The 18,747-nt window shown below is 65.4% G+C and carries 15 protein-coding genes; 3 read left to right on the top strand and 12 right to left on the bottom strand.

Going from position 1 to position 18,747, the window contains the following annotated elements; translation table 11 throughout:
* The first annotated feature begins 7 nt into the window (after positions 1–7).
* Positions 8–1,399 carry an MFS transporter gene (locus C0606_14955; protein ID PLX36571.1) on the top strand — a complete coding sequence of 464 codons (1,392 nt, stop codon included), beginning with the start codon at positions 8–10 and terminating at the stop codon, positions 1,397–1,399.
* 284 nt (positions 1,400–1,683) lie between these two features.
* On the opposite strand, the gene purH is transcribed toward C0606_14955, so the two are convergent.
* The 4 genes from purH to C0606_14935 form a co-directional block, all read right to left on the bottom strand.
* The gene (gene purH / locus C0606_14950) at positions 1,684–3,300 is read right to left on the bottom strand and encodes a bifunctional phosphoribosylaminoimidazolecarboxamide formyltransferase/inosine monophosphate cyclohydrolase (protein PLX36570.1); all 1,617 of its coding nucleotides are present in this window, start codon (positions 3,298–3,300) and stop codon (positions 1,684–1,686) included.
* 109 nt (positions 3,301–3,409) lie between these two features.
* Positions 3,410–5,185 (bottom strand): heparinase, encoded by a 1,776-nt coding sequence (locus C0606_14945; GenBank protein PLX36622.1) that lies wholly within the window; start codon positions 5,183–5,185, stop codon positions 3,410–3,412.
* A 190-nt stretch (positions 5,186–5,375) separates the two neighbouring features.
* On the bottom strand, positions 5,376–6,803 hold the full coding sequence (locus C0606_14940) for an MFS transporter (protein PLX36569.1): 1,428 nt from the start codon (positions 6,801–6,803) through the stop codon (positions 5,376–5,378).
* Positions 6,800–7,855, bottom strand: coding sequence for a zinc metalloprotease HtpX (locus C0606_14935; protein ID PLX36568.1), 1,056 nt, complete (start codon positions 7,853–7,855; stop codon positions 6,800–6,802). Before C0606_14935 ends, C0606_14940 begins: the two co-directional genes overlap by 4 nt.
* A gap of 149 nt (positions 7,856–8,004) precedes the next feature.
* On the opposite strand from C0606_14935, the gene C0606_14930 reads away from it, so the two are divergent.
* The gene (locus C0606_14930) at positions 8,005–8,262 is read left to right on the top strand and encodes a DUF1674 domain-containing protein (protein ID PLX36567.1); all 258 of its coding nucleotides are present in this window, start codon (positions 8,005–8,007) and stop codon (positions 8,260–8,262) included.
* A gap of 28 nt (positions 8,263–8,290) precedes the next feature.
* The gene (locus tag C0606_14925; protein ID PLX36566.1) at positions 8,291–8,713 is read left to right on the top strand and encodes an aldehyde-activating protein; all 423 of its coding nucleotides are present in this window, start codon (positions 8,291–8,293) and stop codon (positions 8,711–8,713) included.
* Between the two features lie 834 nt (positions 8,714–9,547).
* Here the strand turns inward: C0606_14925 and acs are convergent.
* From acs to C0606_14885, 8 genes are all read right to left on the bottom strand, one after another.
* On the bottom strand, positions 9,548–11,497 hold the full coding sequence (gene acs / locus C0606_14920; protein PLX36565.1) for an acetate--CoA ligase: 1,950 nt from the start codon (positions 11,495–11,497) through the stop codon (positions 9,548–9,550).
* A 134-nt stretch (positions 11,498–11,631) separates the two neighbouring features.
* The gene (locus C0606_14915) at positions 11,632–12,009 is read right to left on the bottom strand and encodes a hypothetical protein (protein ID PLX36564.1); all 378 of its coding nucleotides are present in this window, start codon (positions 12,007–12,009) and stop codon (positions 11,632–11,634) included.
* On the bottom strand, positions 12,006–12,731 hold the full coding sequence (locus C0606_14910; protein ID PLX36563.1) for a nicotinamide N-methylase: 726 nt from the start codon (positions 12,729–12,731) through the stop codon (positions 12,006–12,008). The genes C0606_14915 and C0606_14910 overlap by 4 nt, the downstream gene beginning before the upstream one ends.
* A gap of 24 nt (positions 12,732–12,755) precedes the next feature.
* A complete protein-coding gene (locus tag C0606_14905) occupies positions 12,756–13,106 on the bottom strand; it encodes a hypothetical protein (protein PLX36562.1) in 351 nt (116 codons plus the stop codon).
* Positions 13,107–13,320: 214 nt separating this feature from the next.
* Positions 13,321–13,749: an EVE domain-containing protein gene (locus C0606_14900; protein PLX36561.1), complete on the bottom strand. Its 429-nt coding sequence runs from the start codon at positions 13,747–13,749 to the stop codon at positions 13,321–13,323.
* Between the two features lie 207 nt (positions 13,750–13,956).
* On the bottom strand, positions 13,957–14,937 hold the full coding sequence (locus C0606_14895; protein PLX36560.1) for a DMSO reductase: 981 nt from the start codon (positions 14,935–14,937) through the stop codon (positions 13,957–13,959).
* Positions 14,938–14,958: 21 nt separating this feature from the next.
* A complete protein-coding gene (locus C0606_14890; GenBank protein ID PLX36559.1) occupies positions 14,959–15,690 on the bottom strand; it encodes a ferredoxin in 732 nt (243 codons plus the stop codon).
* Between the two features lie 14 nt (positions 15,691–15,704).
* The gene (locus tag C0606_14885) at positions 15,705–18,545 is read right to left on the bottom strand and encodes a formate dehydrogenase (protein ID PLX36621.1); all 2,841 of its coding nucleotides are present in this window, start codon (positions 18,543–18,545) and stop codon (positions 15,705–15,707) included.
* Positions 18,546–18,747 lie beyond the last annotated feature (202 nt).

The following is an 18,747-nucleotide window of genomic DNA, read 5'->3' as shown; positions in this document are numbered from 1 at the left end:
CGCTGGAATGACGGGGACAATCGGGGGCGTTTCGGCGGATGAGCCCGCCTATGCCGGGCGGGCGGGCGTTGCCGGCTGGCTGTTGTTCGATGCCGCGGTTCAGCCGTGGTTCACGCTCGTCACCACCTTCGTCTACGCGCCCTATTTCGCCACCGCGATTGCCGCCACGCCCGCCGAGGGGCAGTCGCTGTGGGGCCTTGCGACCGGCATCGCCGGCTTCGTCATCGCCATTGCCTCGCCGGTGCTCGGCGCGATTGCCGATGCCAGCGGGCGGCGCAAACCCTGGATCGCCGTCTTCACGATCATGACGATCCTGGCCGCACTGGTGCTTTGGTATGGCCAACCCGGCGCGCCGGACATGATCGTGCCGGTGCTGATCGCCTTTGCCATCGGTACGGTCGGGGCGGAGTTCGCCACCGTCTTCACCAATGCGATGATGCCCTCGCTGGTGCCACCCCACCGGATCGGCCGTCTGTCGGGCAGCGGCTGGGCGATCGGCTATGTCGGCGGGCTGATCAGCCTTGTCATTGTGCTCGGCTTCATCGCCGGCAGTCCGGATAGCGGGCTGACGTTGTTTGGGCTGGAGCCGCTGTTCGGGCTCGATCCGGCCTTGCGCGAGGGCGACCGGTTCAGCGGACCGTTCTCGGCGCTGTGGCTCGCTATCCTCATCGTGCCGCTGATGCTGTTCACGCCGGACGGCAAGCAGCGGGTGGCGCTTGGTGCAGCGGTGCGGGCAGGTCTTGCCGACCTCAAGCACACGATCGGTACGCTCGGCGAGCACCGGCCGGTGTTTCTCTTCCTCGTCGCACGCATGGCTTATACCGATGGGCTTGTCGCGCTGTTCGCCTTCGGCGGCATTTATGCGGCGGGGATTTTCGGTTGGCAGACCATCGAGATCGGCATTTTCGGCATCTGGCTGACGATCACCGGCACCATCGGGGCGCTCGCCGGTGGGCGGCTCGACGATCGCTTCGGGCCGAAAGCGGTGATCGGTGGCGCGCTATGGGTGCTGATGGCCGGCGCGGTCGGTGTGCTGTCAGTGGACGCAAGCCATGTGCTGTTCGTCGTGCCGGTTGCGCCAGCCGGCGAGGGCGGGCTGTTCTCGTCGCCCGGCGAGGTTTTCTACCTCGTCTTCGGCGGCCTCATCGGGCTTGCTGCCGGGCCGATCCAGGCCGCCTCGCGCACGCTGTTGATCGTGCTCGCGCCCAAGACGCACATCACCCAGTTCTTCGGCCTGTTCGCATTCTCCGGCAAGGTGACGAGCTTCCTCGGGCCGCTGGTGGTGGCCGGGGTCACGGCCGTCACCGCCGATCAGCGGATCGGCATCGCCAGCATTCTGGCGTTCCTCGTCGTCGGTGCTGGTTTGCTGACGCTCGTGCAGGCGGAGGGCGAGGCCTAGCCGGCGGTTTGAATCTCGCTCACGGTTGAGCGCGCTGCGCGTCAGAGCATTCTGCGTTCAAGTTGAATCGCCGATATGCTCTATCCCTTTGTTTTGCCGCATCTTTGTCGACGCCAATTGTTCCAATTGGCTGCACGATGCTCAAGCCTGCGCGGGCGCGGCGCATAAGCGCCGACGGCCGTTCGGCCTTGCGGCCCTTCGGGCCGGGCGAAGTTTGATTTCGCAACGAAAAAAGCCGGAAACGCGGCAGCGCCTCCGGCCTTCGCTGTTCAATCTTCCAGAAACTAGTGGCGGAAGTGGCGCACGCCGGTGAAGACCATGGCGAGGCCGGCTTCGTCGGCGGCCTTGATGACTTCGTCGTCGCGCATCGAGCCGCCCGGCTGGATCACCGCCGTGGCGCCTGCCTCGACAGCGGCCAAGAGGCCATCTGCAAACGGGAAGAAGGCGTCGGAGGCGACCACAGACCCCTTGGTCAGCGGCACGGCGTTGCCGGCGGCCTCGGCGGCGTCTTCCGCCTTGCGTGCGGCGATGCGGGCCGAGTCGACGCGGCTCATCTGGCCGGCGCCGACGCCAACCGTCGCGCCGTCCTTGGCGTAGACGATGGTGTTCGACTTGACGTGCTTGGCAACGCGGAAGGCGAAGCGCAGGTCGGCGAGTTCTTCCTCGCTCGGCGCGCGCTTGGTGACGACCTTCAGTTCCAGATCGTCGACGCAGGCCGCGTCGCGGGTCTGCGACAGGAAACCACCGGCGACCGAACGGAAGGTGGTGCCCTTCTCGCGCGGATCGGGCAGCGTGCCGGCGATGAGCAGGCGCAGGTTCTTCTTGCTCGCGACGATGGCGATCGCTTCGTCGGTTGCGTCGGGGGCGATGATCACCTCGGTGAAGATCTCGACGATCTTCGTGGCCGCTTCGGCATCAAGCGTGCGGTTCAGCGCGACGATGCCGCCGAAAGCCGAGACGGGATCGCAGGCAAGTGCCTTTTCGTAGGCATCGAGCAGGGTCGCGCCCTCGGCGACGCCGCACGGATTGGCGTGCTTGATGATGGCGACGGCTGCGGTGCGCGCCGGGTCGAATTCGGCAACGAGCTCATAGGCCGCATCGGTGTCGTTGATGTTGTTGTAGGAGAGTTCCTTGCCCTGCAGCTGGCGGGCCGAGGCAACGCCCGGGCGATCCTGCGCGGTGCGATAGAAGGCGGCGGACTGGTGCGGGTTCTCGCCATAGCGCAACGTCTGGGCAAGCGTGCCGGAGATGGTGCGGCGCTCGGGCGCGGTATCGCCCAGTTCGGCGGCGAACCAGGTCGAGATCGCGGCATCGTACGACGCAGTGCGGGCAAACGCCTTGGCGGCGAGCTTGCGGCGCAGTTCGATGGTCGACGAACCGCCGGTCGCGGCCAGCGTGTCGAGCACGGCGCTATAGTCGGCCGGGTCGGTGACGACGGCGACATAGGCGTGGTTCTTGGCGGATGCGCGGATCATTGCCGGGCCGCCGATATCGATGTTCTCGATCGCGGTTGCGGCATCGGCGCCGCCGGCAATCGTTTCCTCGAACGGGTAGAGGTTCACCACCACCAGATCGATGCCGACGATGCCATGTTCCTTCATCGCGGCGGCGTGGTCGGCGTCGTCGCGGATGGCAAGCAGGCCACCATGCACGCTCGGATGCAGCGTCTTCACGCGGCCATCCATGATCTCGGGAAAGCCGGTCACTTCGCTGATATCGGCGACGGCGACGCCGGCATCGGCGATGGCCTTGCGGGTGCCGCCGGTCGAGACCAGTTCGACGCCGCGCTCGCCGAGCGCACGGGCGAACTCGATCAGGCCGGTCTTGTCTGATACGGACAGCAGGGCGCGCTTGACGGCGACCTGATCGGGAACGGGAACGGATTTCGGGCTGATCGACATCAGGCGACCCCTCATTGGTGACTCGGGCTGGAAAGATGCGGGGCCGATAGCACGTTTTGCCGGCATCGGGTAGTCGGACAAAAGGCGGCGGGGCAAAGAGCCGGGAAAACTAGAGCGGGAGTTCCGGCGTTTCGCCGCTGGTGCGTTGTGCCGAAGCGGCCGGCGGCTGGCGCGTCAGGGTCCACGTTACCGTGGTGATATCAGAGAGCCGGCCATAGACGACGATCTGCTCGTTGCGGCGGAAGCCGTGCGGGTCGGCGAGATAGACCGATTCCTCGATCAACACTTCGAGCGCCATCGCTTCGTCGTCGCCGGGCTCGTGGCTGTGGACATCGAAATCCCAGACTTCACCGTCCGGGCAGATCAGCAGCGCGCCGGTGCCGCCGCCGGTGCTGTTGGCGCGGACATCCGGGTGCAGGTGAAAACGGATGGCAACTTCGTCCTCGCCTTTCTTGAGGGCGCGCCCGCCGGTGCTGAAGCGGTCGATGCCGATCAAGGTGCCGCCCTCGCCGGACAGCATGAAACTGCGTTCATGCACGACGTGGAAGCGGCGCTGGTAACCGTCATGGCTGGCCGTCACGTTGACCAGCCCGTTGTCGTCGCGGCGGCTGACGGCAACGCGGTTCGGACCGGCGACGATCGGCCGGCCAAACACTTTGGTCAGCGAGGACGACAGGAAGCGGCAGGAGGAGGTGTCGTTGAGTACGGCGACCGAATGGGCGGCGGTCGAGCGGGCGACCCGGTGCCATTCCTCATTGTTACGGGCCGGAACGCCGCAATTGACGATGAGCAGGTTGGTGCCGGAACTCATTTCGAACGACAGGCAACCGGCATGGGCCTGACCGCTCAGTTCGGCGGGCGGGGGCGGGCCGGTATCGGCAATCACCAGGGTGCGGCCGGCGGTCAGGCGTTGATAGCCGGAATGGCCGGCATTGTTGGCCGGTGCGCCGCGGGCGTCGTCATAGGCAAGAATGGTGGCGACGAGATCGCTCGGCGTGAAACCCATGCCGTTGAAATGGGCAAACGTGCCGTCGCCGTGACGGAAGAAGCGCAGCATCGGCATCATGCGGTCGACGGCGTTCATCATCGTCTGCGAGGGGGCGATGCCGCGCGCGTTCAGGGCCTGGCGGATCGGCAGGATGTCGGCGAGGATTTCGATGATCGCAGCCGGGTTGCGCGACACATGACCGCCATCGGGCAGGATCTGCGCGGCGAGTTCGGCATCAAGGCGGCGGGCGCACTGGCGCATGAAGCGGTTCGAGCCGGCAATCGACACCGAAGCGGAGGACAGCGCAAGGGCGATGCGCATACGCGGCATGCCGGACGGGCTCTGCTCGATGGCACGGCGCAGGAAACTGATGTGGCGGGCAATGGCGCGCATGAAGCGGCGGTAGAAGCCGCGGTTGCAGTCTTCCAGGATAAGCGGCGACTGCGACAGCCAGGACATCAGCCGGCGGCTGGCGACGTCGCTGTCCCAGGCGATCGGGTGCTTGCGCGGGATAACCTTCAACCAGTCATCGACCAGCGCGCGGGCATTGGTCTGCGACAGCGCCCGTTCCGAGGCGCGCAAATGGCGCAGCCAGCCAAAACCGTGCAGGGTGCGCGCCCATTCTTCGGACGGCGGCGGCATCTCGAAGGGCGAGCGGCCGCCGCATTCGACGGTCTGGCCGAGGAAGGCGAAGCGTCCGGCGTAATAGTCGGCGGCCAGTGTCGGGTCCGAGGTTCGGATATCCTGCGGGGCGATGAGCAGGCGATCGGGGGTCGGGCCCGACAGGGTCAGGCGTGCGAACGGGCCGGCATGGATCCAGCCACCGGCCTTGCGCCACAACCACGCCGCCGATAGCTGCCACATCCGAGCCTGATCGGACAGCGCCAGAAACGCCATGGCCGCCATTGCCTCCTTCACGGCTCCCAGGCGCCCGGCGAATCGCCATCGGCACAGGAACCCAGCCTCCCCCATCGGCCAGTATAACCGGGATTAAGGTTATCATAGCGTTGAAATTACCGGTAAATTGCCGGGTAAATGACGTCGCGGATGAGGTTTTGCACCGGTTTCTTGCGTTGTTGGGCCCGGTTTACCGGCGACGGAGGCGCGCGGCAAAGAAGCCGTCGAGACCGGAAAGCCGGTCGTCCTCAAGCTTCAGATGGTGGGGAAGGGTGCGCATATCGCCCTCTGGCGTCACCAGTTCGGCAAGGCCGCCGAGTTCGTCGGGGGTAATGGGAACGCGCTCCGCCATGTCACTGCGGGCGAGCAGCGCGGCGATCTGGTCCCCGCCTTCTTCGGGCTCCAGCGAGCAGGTGCAATAGACGAGAAGGCCGCCCGGCTTCAGCCAGGTGAGGGCGCGGTCGAGGATTTTTTGCTGCAGATCGGCGAGCGCGGCGATATCCGTATCGGTCTTGCGCAGGGCCACGTCGGGGTGGCGGCGGATGGTGCCGGTCGAGGAACAAGGCGCGTCGAGCAGAATGGCGTCGAAGGGTTCGTCGGGCTGCCAGTCGAGCAGATCGGCGATGACGACATTGGCTTTGAGACCGAGGCGCTTGAGATTGGCGCGAAGCCGTTCAGCGCGCGGTTTCGAGATATCGACGGCGGTGACGTCGGCACCGGCAGACGCCAGCTGCGCGGTCTTGCCGCCGGGCGCGGCACACAGATCGGCGACGCGCAGGCCCGAGACGTCGCCCAGCAACCGGGCGGGGAGGGCCGCGGCGGCGTCCTGTACCCACCAGGCCCCCTCGCCATAGCCGTCGATATGCTCGACGAGGCCTTTCGGTATCAGCCGCAGCGATCCGGTCGGCAGCACGGTGGCATTGAGCCGCTCCGCCCAGCTTGCGGGATCGCTCTTGACGCTAATGTCGAGGCTCGGCTCCAGCATGTGCATGGCGGCGAAGCGGCGCACGGTTTCCTCGCCATAGGCGGCGGTCCAGCGCGCCCACAGCCAGTCGGCGGTGTTGAGGCGGACATCGTCCTGATCGGCGAGAATTTCCTCGCGCTGGCGCACAAGATTGCGGGCGACGCCGTTGACGAGCCCCTTCCAGCCGGCAATGCGGCCGTCGCCGGCAGTCACCGCGACCGCGAGGTCGACAGCGGCGTGGTCTGCGACGTCCATGAACAGGATCTGGGCGGCGGCGACGCGCAACACGTGGCGCACGCGGGCAGCCTTTTTCGGCAGCGGCTTGTCGATGAGACGGGACAGGGCGTCGTCGATCTGGCCGAGGCGGCGCAGGGTCAGCGTGACCATGGCGCGCACCAGCGCGCGGTCTTTGGCGATGACGGCGCGGTAACCGGCGTGGCCGGTTTCGGGATCAAGTTCGGTGTCGAGCAGATGGCCGCGGTCGGTGACGGCCTCGATGATATCGATGGCAAGACGCCGGGCCGCGAGCCCGACCTGCGCCTTCTTGTGGCTCGGCGGGCGATTGCCGCCGCGCGGGCGATTGCCGGAGCGGCTCTGGCTGGACGCGCCGCCCTTATGCGGCCGGCGTCCCTTTGTGGTCCCGGTTTCGCTCATCCCCACGGTCCACGGCGCGGGCTGGAGGTATCGCGGCTACCGGCCGATGGTGTGCGGCGGCCGCTGTCGGCGCGCGGATCGGACGGAGAGTGGCCCCACGGGCCTGCCCCGCCGGTGCTGCCATGCGGATCGGGTTGTTGCGGTTCGTGGCGCGACGGGTGGCGGGCTTGATGCCGAGCGGGCTCCGACGGGTATTGGGTTGTTTGGCCGCGCCCGCCATTGGCCATGTCGACCAGCGCGGCGACGCGGTTTTCGGTCGCCGGGTGGGTGGAGAACAGATTGTCCATGCGCGCGCCCGACAACGGGTTGATGATGAACATGTGCGCGGTGGCCGGGTTCGCTTCGGCGTGCGTGTTTTCGATGTGGCTCGCATCGCCGGCGATCTTTTGGAGCGCGCTCGCCAGCGACAGCGGGTTGCCGGCGATTTCCGCGCCCATGCGGTCGGCGGCGTATTCGCGCGTCCGGCTGATTGCCATCTGCACCATCATGGCCGCGAGCGGGGCGACGATCATGGCGAGCAGCACGCCGATGATGCCGAGCGGGTTGTTGTTGCGGTTGCCGCCGAAGAACAGGGCGAAATTGCCGAGCATGGAAATCGCGCCGGCCAGCGTCGCGGTGATCGTCATGGTCAGCGTGTCACGGTTCTTCACATGCGCCAGCTCATGCGCCATGACGCCGGCGATCTCGTCGCGGCTCAGCCGGTTGAGCAAGCCGGTGGTGGCGGCAACGGCGGCGTTTTCCGGGTTGCGGCCGGTGGCAAAGGCGTTCGGCTGGTTTTCGTCGATGAGGTAGACGCGCGGCATCGGCAGATCGGCGCGGGTGGCGAGTTCGCGCACGATGGCGAAGAACTCCGGCGCATTGTGCTCGCCGATTTCGTGCGCATTGTGCATGCGCAGCACCATCTTGTCGGCGTTCCAGTAGCCGAAGATGTTCATCGCCGCGGCGATGAGGAAGGCGATCATCATACCGGCCTGGCCACCGATCATGGCGCCGACGCCCATGAAGAGCGCGGTCATGACCGCAAGCAGCATTGCCGTGCGCATGGTGTTCATAAGAGGCGTTTCCTCGTCTCGAAGGAGCCCGCTTCCAGCGTTTGGCAGCAGGCCCGGTCGCCTTATATGATGGTGAGCATGACTTGTCTGCGCAAGATTTGCGCGGCTTACGGATTGGTAAGGTGAGGCGGCGCGAGCCGGAACGCGAAATGGTGAACGAAACCGAGACAGGCATGGATGCAGGCGAAGCGACGGGGACCGATGTTGAGGCGCGGGAAACGCCGCACCGGCGGTCGTTCGAGGAGTTGCCGCCGGCGGCTCAGCGGGCGCTTAAGGAAGCCGAGGAACGGCGCAAGGCGAGCGAGGCCGAGCCGGCTTTGCCGAAGGAACTCGGTGGGCGCAAGGACGGTCTCGAGCCGACCCGCTACGGCGACTGGGAAAAAAAGGGAATCCTGTCGGATTTTTGAGTGCCGAAACGAAGGCGGGGAACACGTCATGGCCAAGGGGTTTAGCGGCGGATGCCTGTGCGGCGCGGTGCGCTTCGAGTGCACGGCCGAGCCGCAATCCGTTCTGCATTGCCATTGCATCGACTGCCGCAAATCGAGCGGGACCGGCCACGGCACCCATGTCGCGGTCCCGCGTGAGGCGTTTTCCGTGAGCGGCGATGTCACCACCTACGAGCGGGCGGCCGACAGTGGCAACATCGTCAGTCGCCGGTTCTGTCCGGTCTGCGGGTCGCCGGTCTATTCGACGACCTCGGGCATGCCGGACCACGTCTTCCCGATCGCGTCCGCTCTCGACGACCCCGATTTTCTCGAGCCCGAGATGATCGTCTATGCGCGCCGCGCGCCGTGGTGGGACTATATGGATCCGTCGCTGCCGGCTCTGCCGGGGGATTTCGAAAACGGCGAAGAGTAGCTGGGCTGGTGGACGGGTTTGTGAATTTGGTCTCTGCAAATGCAATTTATTAGTGCATATTGTATCCATTGCTAAAAATACGATATTCGATGACGATGCCCTCTCTGGTTGAAGTAGAGGAGTGCGTCATGAAGATCTGGATTGCAGCCCTGGCCGTCGCGACGATGGCTTTCACGACATTTGCCTATCTGCCGACGGCGGATGCCCATGGCGGCGGCTGCCGCAAGAGTTCGCCGGCCGGTCAGTGCTGCCACATGGACCGCAAGGCGGGACGGGTGCACTGCCACTAGAGCGTGGCTTCGTGGGACTGCGGTACTGGTCCTTTGCGCGGCGTCATGCCGGGCTTGACCCGGCATCTAATGGCGGTGGAGCCAAGTAACGGCGCCTGCGGGTGGGGCGAGGGGCGCGCTTCTAGTCGCTGCGTCATGCCGCGTCGAGAGGGGCAATAGGCCCCGGATCAAGTCCGGGGTGACGCGGAGTGTGTGGGTTTTGTGGCGTGCCACGTACCGCCAGGCTTGTTCCACATCCCAACGACGTCATCCTCCGGCTTGACCGGAGGATCGTTCTCAACATGCACGGCGGGTGTGTGTTGGGGCGCCATCGGCGGGTTTTTGGGGGGTCAAATTGGGGGACGTGCGTCTTGCCGGCCGATCCTCCGGTCAAGCCGGAGGATGACGGGAGCGAGAAGAGATAAGGCTGTGCCTCGTGTGCGGTTCTCGAATGGCGCCGCCCCGCGAGGGCGTCCTGCAGGTGGACAACAAAAAAGGCCGGAGAGTTTGCTCTCCGACCTTTTGTTTTTGCGGCGTTTGCCGAACCTTTTCGACTGAGCGCGTTTTAGCGGTTCTGGCGGTTGTCGATCAGGTCGTCGACGACGCCCGGATCGGCCAGCGTCGAGGTGTCGCCGAGGTTGTCGAACGAGTCCTCGGCGATCTTGCGCAGGATGCGGCGCATGATCTTGCCCGAGCGGGTCTTCGGCAGGCCCGGCGCCCACTGGATGAGATCCGGCGAGGCGATCGGACCGATCTCCTTGCGGACCCAGGTGACGAGTTCCTTGCGCAGCTCGTCGCTCGGTTCCTCGCCTTCCATCAGCGTGACATAGGCGTAGATGCCCTGGCCCTTGACGTCGTGCGGGTAACCGACGACGGCGGCTTCGGAGACCTTGGGATGGGCGACCAGCGCGGATTCGACTTCCGCGGTGCCCATGCGGTGGCCGGAGACGTTGATGACGTCGTCGACGCGGCCGGTGATCCAGTAGTAGCCGTCTTCGTCGCGGCGGCAGCCGTCACCGGTGAAGTACTTGCCCTTGTAGGTGGCGAAGTAGGTCTGCACGAAGCGCTCGTGGTCGCCATAGACGGTGCGCATCTGGCCCGGCCAGCTGTCGGCGATGACGAGGTTGCCCTCGGTCGCGCCCTCGAGCACGACGCCCTCGGCGTCGACGATCTGCGGCTGGATGCCGAAGAACGGACGGGTCGCGGAGCCCGGCTTCAGGGCCGTGGCGCCCGGCAGCGGGGTGATCAGGATGCCGCCGGTTTCGGTCTGCCACCAGGTGTCGACGATCGGGCAGCGCTTGTCGCCAACGATCTCGTGGTACCACATCCAGGCTTCCGGATTGATCGGCTCACCGACCGATCCGAGGATGCGCAGCGACTTGCGGCTGGTCTTGGTGACGTGCTCGTCGCCGGCGCCCATCAGCGAGCGGATGGCGGTCGGCGCGGTGTAGAAGATGTTGACGTTGTGCTTGTCGACCACTTCCCAGAAACGGGCCGGGGACGGATAGGTCGGCACGCCTTCGAACATCAGCGTGGTGGCGCCGTTGGCGAGCGGGCCATAGACGATGTAGCTGTGGCCGGTGACCCAGCCCACATCCGCGGTGCACCAGTAGACGTCGCCGTCATGGTAGTCGAAGACATACTGGTGGGTCATCGCGACATAGAGCAGGTAGCCGCCGGTGGTGTGCATCACGCCCTTCGGCTTGCCGGTCGAGCCCGAGGTGTAGAGGATGAACAGCGGGTCTTCGGCGTTCATCTCTTCCGGCGGGCAGTCCGGCGACGCGGCCGCAACCGCCTCGTCATACCAGACGTCGCGGCCTTCCTTCATGTTCACGTCACCGCCGGTACGGCGCACGACGAACACCTTGTCGACCTTGGCGCCGTCACCCTCGGCGATCTCGATCGCGCGGTCGGTGTTGGCCTTCAGCGGCACCTTGCGCGAACCGCGCAGGCCCTCGTCGGCGGTGATGACGAAGTTGGAACCGCAGTCCTCGATGCGGCCGGCGAGCGAATCCGGCGAGAAGCCGCCGAAGACGATCGAGTGCACGGCGCCGATGCGGGTGCAGGCGAGCATCGCGTAAGCGGCTTCCGGGATCATCGGCAGGTACAGGGTGACGCGGTCACCCTTCTTGACGCCGTGGTCCTTCATCGCGCTGGCAAGGCGCGAAACGCGCTCATGCAGCTGGCGGTAGGTGATCTTTTCGTCGTCTTCCGGGCTGTCGCCTTCCCAGATGATCGCGACCTGGTCGCCACGGGTGGCGAGGTGGCGGTCGATACAGTTCGCCGAGACGTTCAGCGTGCCGTCCTCGAACCATTTGATGGAAACGTTGTCGTAATCGTACGACGTGTTCTTGACCGTCGTGTAGGGCTTGATCCAGTCGAGACGCTTGCCGTGCTCGCCCCAGAAAGCTGCCGGGTCTTCGACCGACTGCTTGTACATTTCAAGGTATTTGTCGTTGTCGACATAAGCCCGTTCGGCGATTTCCGCCGGAACCGGGAAAACTTCGTTATGCATACTATTCCTCCCAGACGAATTCCCTACGACGCGCCTTTGCGGCGGCGAATTCATTCAGCGCGCATTATGCTGGCGCTCAGCGCGTAAATCCACGCTTCGTTGGTCGAACTTTGGTAGGGCGGTTTTTCCCGCACCTAGCGCGACGTCGCGGCAATGGCGATTTCGCCGTCCGCAATATGCAGGGGAACCGGGATCAGGCGTTTGTCGCGGCAGGGGCCGGCGACGCAAAGCCCGTCGCCACGTCGGAAGCGGGCGCCATGGGTCGAGCAGACCAGAATGTCGGGATCTTCGCGGTCGAGGAATTGCCCGTCGAACGTCTCCAGCGTGGTGAAGGCATGCGGGCACTCGTTGACGAAGGCCGATATCGCGCCGCCGACGCGGATGACGACCACGTCGAGCCGGTCCGCTCCCTCGCCGAGCACCACGCTTTGCGCATCGGGATCGCCGAGCGTTGAGGCGGCGAGCAGGCGGCTGCCAGCGAAGCGGGCGATGAGGGCGGCGGCGGCGGTCATGCTGCCGCTTTGCCCGGCGGCGTGAGGTCGGGACTGCCGGCGGCGGCTTTCAGGCGCCAGACATTGGTCATCTTGACTTCGCTGTCTTCGAGTTCGCGCGTCGTCGGCACGGAATAGGTGGCGCAGAGGTCGAGACGATCCTTCGGCAGGTAGGCGCGGCCTGGGTCGCCGACGAGGCATAGAGTGCCCAACCGCTCGGCGGCGGACAGCCAGGGGAGCACACGGTCGGCCATCGGCTTTTCATAGAACACATCGCCGGCGAGGATGACGTCGAAACCGACCGTCGGCGTGCCGAGGACGTCGGCATGGTCGACGGTGATGTCGACGCCGTTGGCCGCGGCGTTGACGCCGATGGCGATGGCGGAGAAGGCGTCGATATCGATTGCCGTGACGCTTGCCGCGCCGGCCATGCAGGCGGCGATGGCAACGAGCCCGGAGCCGGAGGCGAAATCGAGCACACGCTTGCCCGCGACGGTGTCGGGGTGGTCGAGAATGAAGCGGGCGAGCGCCTGCCCGCCGGCCCAGGCGAAGGCCCAGAACGGTGGCGGTAGCCCGAGTTCGCCGAGTTCCTCTTCGGTGCGCGACCACAGCTCGGTCGCCTCGTCGGCGAGGTGAAGGCGGATCTCAGGGGCGTGCGGGACCGGCTGCAGCGCGGTGTTGTTCAGGATGAAGGCGCGCCGGTCGACGGTGCGCGGCGGAATGGGAGAAAGGATATCGGTCATTCCGCGCGCGCCTTTTCCGTGGGGTCAGAACTTTTCTTCGCCGCGTTTTCGCACCGGGTCGGGGAAATCGCGGTAGAGCGCGAAGCTCGCCGAGGCGACCATGCTGTTGACGCCGTGGTGTTGTGCCTCGACCGTGCCGGCGCGGCTTGCGACCAGCGAAAAGGCATCGTCGAGCTGCGCCAGGTTCTCCACTTCCATCATGATGTGGAATTCACCGAGATCGGCCGATCCGAGGCCGAGCTTGCGGCGCATCAACCGCCAGCCGGCGAGCTTGCCGTCGGCCTTCAGCGCATCGAGATAGGTGGCGAGCGCATCCGCAAAGGCCGTATCCGATGTGCCGGGCTTCAGGCTGACGAAGGCGTGGTAGATGTTCATTTCTGTTCGCTCACGGTCGTGCGTTCGCTTCGCTCACTGACCTCATGCGGGCGCGCCCTGACCGGGCGACGCGCAGTCGCGCTTGCGAACCCTACGGGTTCGAAGTGATACGCAAAACGGGCCGCTCGCAAGTCAATTCTTTACGCCTACGGTCGTGCGTTCGCGTTGCCGACTGACCTCATGTGGGTCCACCCGGAAAAGGGGCGGGTGCCGGTCAGATCTTGTCCGGGTCGACACCGCCCATGGCGCAGATGATCGCCCATTCCTCGTCGCTCACCGGCTGCACGGAGAGGCGCGAATTGGTCGCCAGCACCATGGTTTCGAGCTGCGGGTGCGATTTGACGTCGTCGAGCGTCACCGGGGTGACGAAGGGCGCGACGGCCTTGATGTCGACGCACTCCCAGCGCGGATCGTCGGTCTTGGAATCCGGGTGCGCCTCGGCGACGACCTCGATGATGCCGACGACCTGCTTCTCGTTGACCGAATGGTAGAAGAAGCCGCGCTCGCCGACCTTCATGGCGCGCATGTTGTTGCGCGCCTGGTAGTTGCGCACGCCGTCCCACTCTTCGCCCGCGTCGCCCTGTTTCACCTGATCGTCCCAGGACCAGGTGTTGGGTTCCGATTTGAACAGCCAGTAGGCCATGCGCCGCTCCCTTTCGTGCGTGTGAATTCCGTTGTCCGGCAATGCCCGAATATGGGGCGGCTTGTCCAGCCCGGCGAGGGGGTTCTTTTGTGGCGCGAGTTCTTGTCCAAAAACCGGTTCCCCCTTTTTGGGAACACGCTTGGCAAAAAAGAGGGCCGGCATTCCCCGATGCCGGCCCTCCAGGAGAGGTTCGCGGGGTCACACTCGCTAGGCGATCGACTGGTAGTAGATGTTCTGCGGGTGGTTCGCCTCGGCGAAGAAATACCAGCGCTCGACCAGAAGGCCGAGGAACTGGATCGCGAAGGCGACGATGAACGGCTCGTGCAGGCCCGTGGCGATGCCGGTGCCGACAAGTACGATGGGCAGGACGAAGACGCTGGCGAGGAAGATCCAGCGCAGCGACTTCAGGAACATCGCCGAACGGTGATGGAAGAACTCGCGGGTGTTGAACGAGCCACCCATGGAGCCCTGCGTCTTCTGCACGATCTTGCGGTGATGCACGCCGATTGCGGTCTGCGGCGAGGATTTCGGCCTCAGGCGGGCGTTACGGATCAGCGAGGCGCCGCGGGTGATCAGCGCCACCACGGTGATCACGATGGCCCAGCCGCCGTAGAAACTTGTCAGCTCCGGCGCGACGAAGGACGCGTAGGCCGCGGTGAAGACGAAGCCCGATGCGCCGCCGAGCGTGATGTAGTTGATCACGGTGAGCGGCGAGTGCCATTCCTGCAGGAACTTGACGCAGGCGTAGATCATCGCGGTGCAGACGAACAGGCCGAACGACAGCAGCGTGCCGAGCGAGGCGATGATCAGCGACAGGCGGACCGGCGGGGCGTCGACGCGATCGATCAGCACCGGGTTCCAGTCGAAGAAATAGAGCAGGCCGTAGATCAGCACGACGCCGACGACGGCCGGCACGAGAAGGACTTCACGCGACAGCCACGAGGTGCGCCATTGCGCTGCCGCTCGCCAGGCCCGCTCGGGGCGGCCGAGATGGGCGAACGAGGCGGCAAGGCCGCCGGCCAGGAACAGCGCGGCCAACACCGAACCGATGACGTAAAAAACGTTGTCGGGCAGCTCGGGCAGCAGGTCGAAATAGATGTAGATCTCGGCCGTCAGCATAGCGAGGTAGATACCCTGGCCGATGCCCATCAGGACGGTGAGGAAGATCACGGAAAAAGCCGGATGCATGGGTCTGTCTCCGTTCTCTGGTTACCAGGTCATGACGTCGTCTGACGTCGGCTCGTTGAAGGCGGGCTTGGGCTGCGGCTCTTCTTTCTTGAGCGGATTGTCCGAGCGCACCAGTTCGTCTTCGTGCAGATGGATGCGGGTCTTGCGGCGCGGCAGGTAGTGGTTGGCCGGCTTTGTGCCCCATTCCGGCATCAGCTCGTAGCCGCCGTCCTCGCGGATCGCTCTGGACACCTGCGATTCGGGGTCGTGGATGTCGCCGAACAGGCGGGCGCTAGTCGGGCAGGACAGGACGCAGGCGGGCTTGCGCTCCTTTTCCGGCAGCGCCTGGTCATAGATGCGGTCGACGCAGAGGGTACACTTCTTCATCACCTTCTGGTTCTCGTCGAGCTCGCGCGCGCCGTAAGGACAGGCCCAGGAGCAGTATTTGCAGCCGATGCACTTGTCGTAGTCGACCAGCACGATGCCGTCTTCCTTGCGCTTGTAGGAGGCGCCGGTCGGGCACACGGGCACGCAGGGCGGCTCCTCGCAATGCAGGCAGGATTTCGGGAAGTGGACCGTCTCGGTGTTCGGGTATTCGCCGACCTCGAAGGTCTGCACGCGGTTGAAGAACGTGCCGGTCGGGTCCTTGCCGTAGGGGCGCAGGTCCGACAGCGGGCCGGCGAGACCGCCGGTGTTCCACTCCTTGCACGAGGTCACGCAGGCGTGGCAGCCGACGCAGACATTGAGGTCGATGATGAGGGCTAGCTGTGTCATGGGGCCGTCCTCCTTTACGCGCTCGTGCCGGCGTCCTTGCCGGAACCGAACAGGGTTTGCCAGATCTTCGGGCGCTTGGAGACGCCGGGGAGAACCGGCATCGGCTTGAATTGCGGATAGCTCTGCTTGGCCTCGCCGGCATCGGCCTTGAAGATGCGCACGCGCACGTCGAACCAGGCGGCCTGACCGGTCAGCGGATCCGAGTTGGAGAAGCGGTAGCCGGTCGTCGGGTCGGGCGGCAGTTCCTCGGACATGACGTGGTTCAGCAGGAAGCCCTTCTGGGATTCGTTGGCGTCATTGTCGAGGTTCCAGGCGCCGGCGGCCTTGCCGATGGCGTTCCAGGTCCACACGGTGCCCGGCTCGAGCGCTTCGGAGAAGCGGCACATGCAGCGCACCTTGCCCCATTGCGATTCGACCCAGATCCAGTCGCCGTCCTCGATGCCGAGGCCCTGCGCCATCTTCGGGTTCACATAGAGGTAGTTGTGGGTGTGGATCTGACGCAGCCAGGCGTTTTGCGAGTCCCATGAATGGTACATCGCCATCGGTCGCTGGGTCAGCGCGGTCAGCGGATACTTGGCGGTGTCTGTCTGCTGCGCCTCGAGCGGTTCGTAATAGAACGGCAGCGGGTCGAAATAGGTCTCGACGCGCTTCCTCAGGCGCTCGGGCGGCTGGCGGCCGATGGTCTTGCCCTGGGCGGCGAGCCGGAAGCTCTGCAGCACCTCGGAATAGAGGTGGATGTTGATCGGCTCGGCGTAGCGGGTCAGGCGGTTGCGCTGCGCCCAGTCGAGATAGCCGCGGTTCCAGTTGCGCATGTACTGGTACGAGCGCGGCAGGTGATAATGGAAGTGGTTGTTGTTGTCGGCATACATCTGCCACTGGCGCGGGTTCGGTTCGCCGCGCAGCGATTTCTCGCCGCCGGTGCCGCGCCAGCCGGCGAGGAAGCCGATGCCGGAACCCGGCTCGGTCTCGAAATTGACGATGAAGTCGGGATAGTCGCGGAACTTGCGCTTGCCGTCCTTGGTGACGAAGGCGGGCAGCTTCAGCCGCGAGCCGAGCTCGATCAGCACTTCCTGGAACGGCTTGGAATTGCCGGTCGGCGGCAGCACCGGGATGCGAACCGAGTCGACCGGGCCGTCATATTCCGAGATCGGCCGGTCGAGCATCGACATTACGTCGTGGCGCTCGAGATAGGTCGTGTCGGGCAGCACCAAATCGGCATAGGCGACGGTTTCCGACTGGAACGCGTCGGCGACGACGAGGAACGGGATCTTGTATTCGCCGTTCTCGTCCTTGTCGGTGAGCATGTCGCGCACGGCCGAGGTGTTCATCGTCGAGTTCCAGGCCATGTTGGCCATGAACAGGAACAGGGTGTCGATCTTATAAGGGTCGCCGCGCCAGGCGTTGGTGATGACGTTGTGCATCAGGCCGTGCGCCGCCAGCGGATATTCCCAGGAGAATGCCTTGTCGATGCGCACCGGCTCGCCGTCATCGTCGACGAACAGATCGTCCGGGTCGGCCGGCCAGCCGAGCGGCATGCCGTCGAGCGGCGTGTTCGGCTTGACCGCGGCCGGGTGGGTCGGCGTCTTCGGGCAGGGCGGGATCGGCCGCGGGAACGGCGCCTTGTGACGGAAGCCGCCGGGCCGGTCGATGGTGCCGAGCAGCGACATCAGGATCGACAGGCCGCGAATGGTCTGGAAGCCGTTCGAATGGGCGGCGAGGCCGCGCATGGCGTGGAACGACACCGGGTTGCCGGTGATCGTGTCGTGGTCGTTGCCCCAGGCGTCGGTCCAGGCGATCGGCAGTTCGATCCTCTGGTCGCGGGCGACGACGCCCATTTCATGCGCCAGCCGGCGGATCGTCTCGACCGGGATGCCGGTGATCGAGGAGGCCCATTCCGGGGTGTATTTGGCGACACGTTCCTTGAGCAGTTGGAAGGCCGGCTTGACGGGCGTGCCGTCCTTCAGCGTGAATTCGCCGAGCAGGCGCGGATCGACGCCCTCGGTGTGGGTGATGACCGGCTTGTCGGCCTTGCGGTCCCACCACAGCTTGTTCTGCGGGTCGAAGCAGCCTTCCTCGACCGGGATCTCGGTGCGCACGAACATGCCGTATTCCGACGACGCCTCATCGAGGTTCACCAGTTCGCCGGCGTTGGAATATTTGGTCAGGAAGTCGCGGTCATAGAGGCCCATCTCGATGATCTCGTGGATCAGCGCGAGGAACAGGGCGCCGTCGGTGCCCGGCTTGATCGGCACCCATTCGTCGGCGATCGCCGCATAGCCGGTACGCACAGGGTTGATCGCGATGAAGCGGCCGCCGTTGCGCTTGAACTTCGACAGCTCGACCTTCATCGGGTTGGAGTGGTGATCCTCCGCCGTGCCGATCATGATGAACAGCTTGGAGCGATCGAGGTCGGGACCGCCGAATTCCCAGAACGAGCCGCCGATCGTGTAGATCATGCCGGTCGCCATGTTGACCGAGCAGAAACCGCCATGGGCGGCGTAGTTCGGCGTGCCGTACTGCTTGGCGAACAGGCCGGTCAGCGCCTGCATCTGGTCGCGGCCGGTGAACAGGGCGAATTTCTTCGGGTCGGTGGCGCGCAGTTCGCCGAGGCGCTCCTCGAGGATCGAGAAGGTCTCCTCCCAGCTGATCGCCTCGAACTGGCCGGTGCCGCGCTCTGCGCCCGCCTTGCGCTTCAGCGGCTGGGTCAGGCGGGCGGGCGAATACTGCTTCATGATGCCGGAGGCACCCTTGGCGCAGATCACGCCCTTGTTGAGCGGGTGGTCGGGGTTGCCCTCGATGTAGCGAACCTTGCCGTCCTTGATGGTGACGCGGATGCCGCAGCGGCAGGCGCACATGTAGCAGGTCGTATTGACCCGGCGTTCGCCTGACCGGTCCTCGGTCGGGATGGGCGCATCGGCCTTGTAGGTTGTCGCCACCGGCTGTCTCTCCCCCTCGTGTCGCGTGCCCCCGCATTGATGACGGGTGGCATCGGCGAACGTTTATGTTCTCGGCTCGGGCGGCGTTGCACACGCCCGCTGTCGCCGGGGCCAGCGGATT

Source organism: Hyphomicrobiales bacterium (genome assembly GCA_002869065.1).
Classification (GTDB): domain Bacteria; phylum Pseudomonadota; class Alphaproteobacteria; order Rhizobiales; family Rhodobiaceae; genus Rhodobium.
The sequence above is the reverse complement of the archived record's forward strand: the minus strand, read 5'-3'. Positions and strand labels throughout refer to the sequence as shown.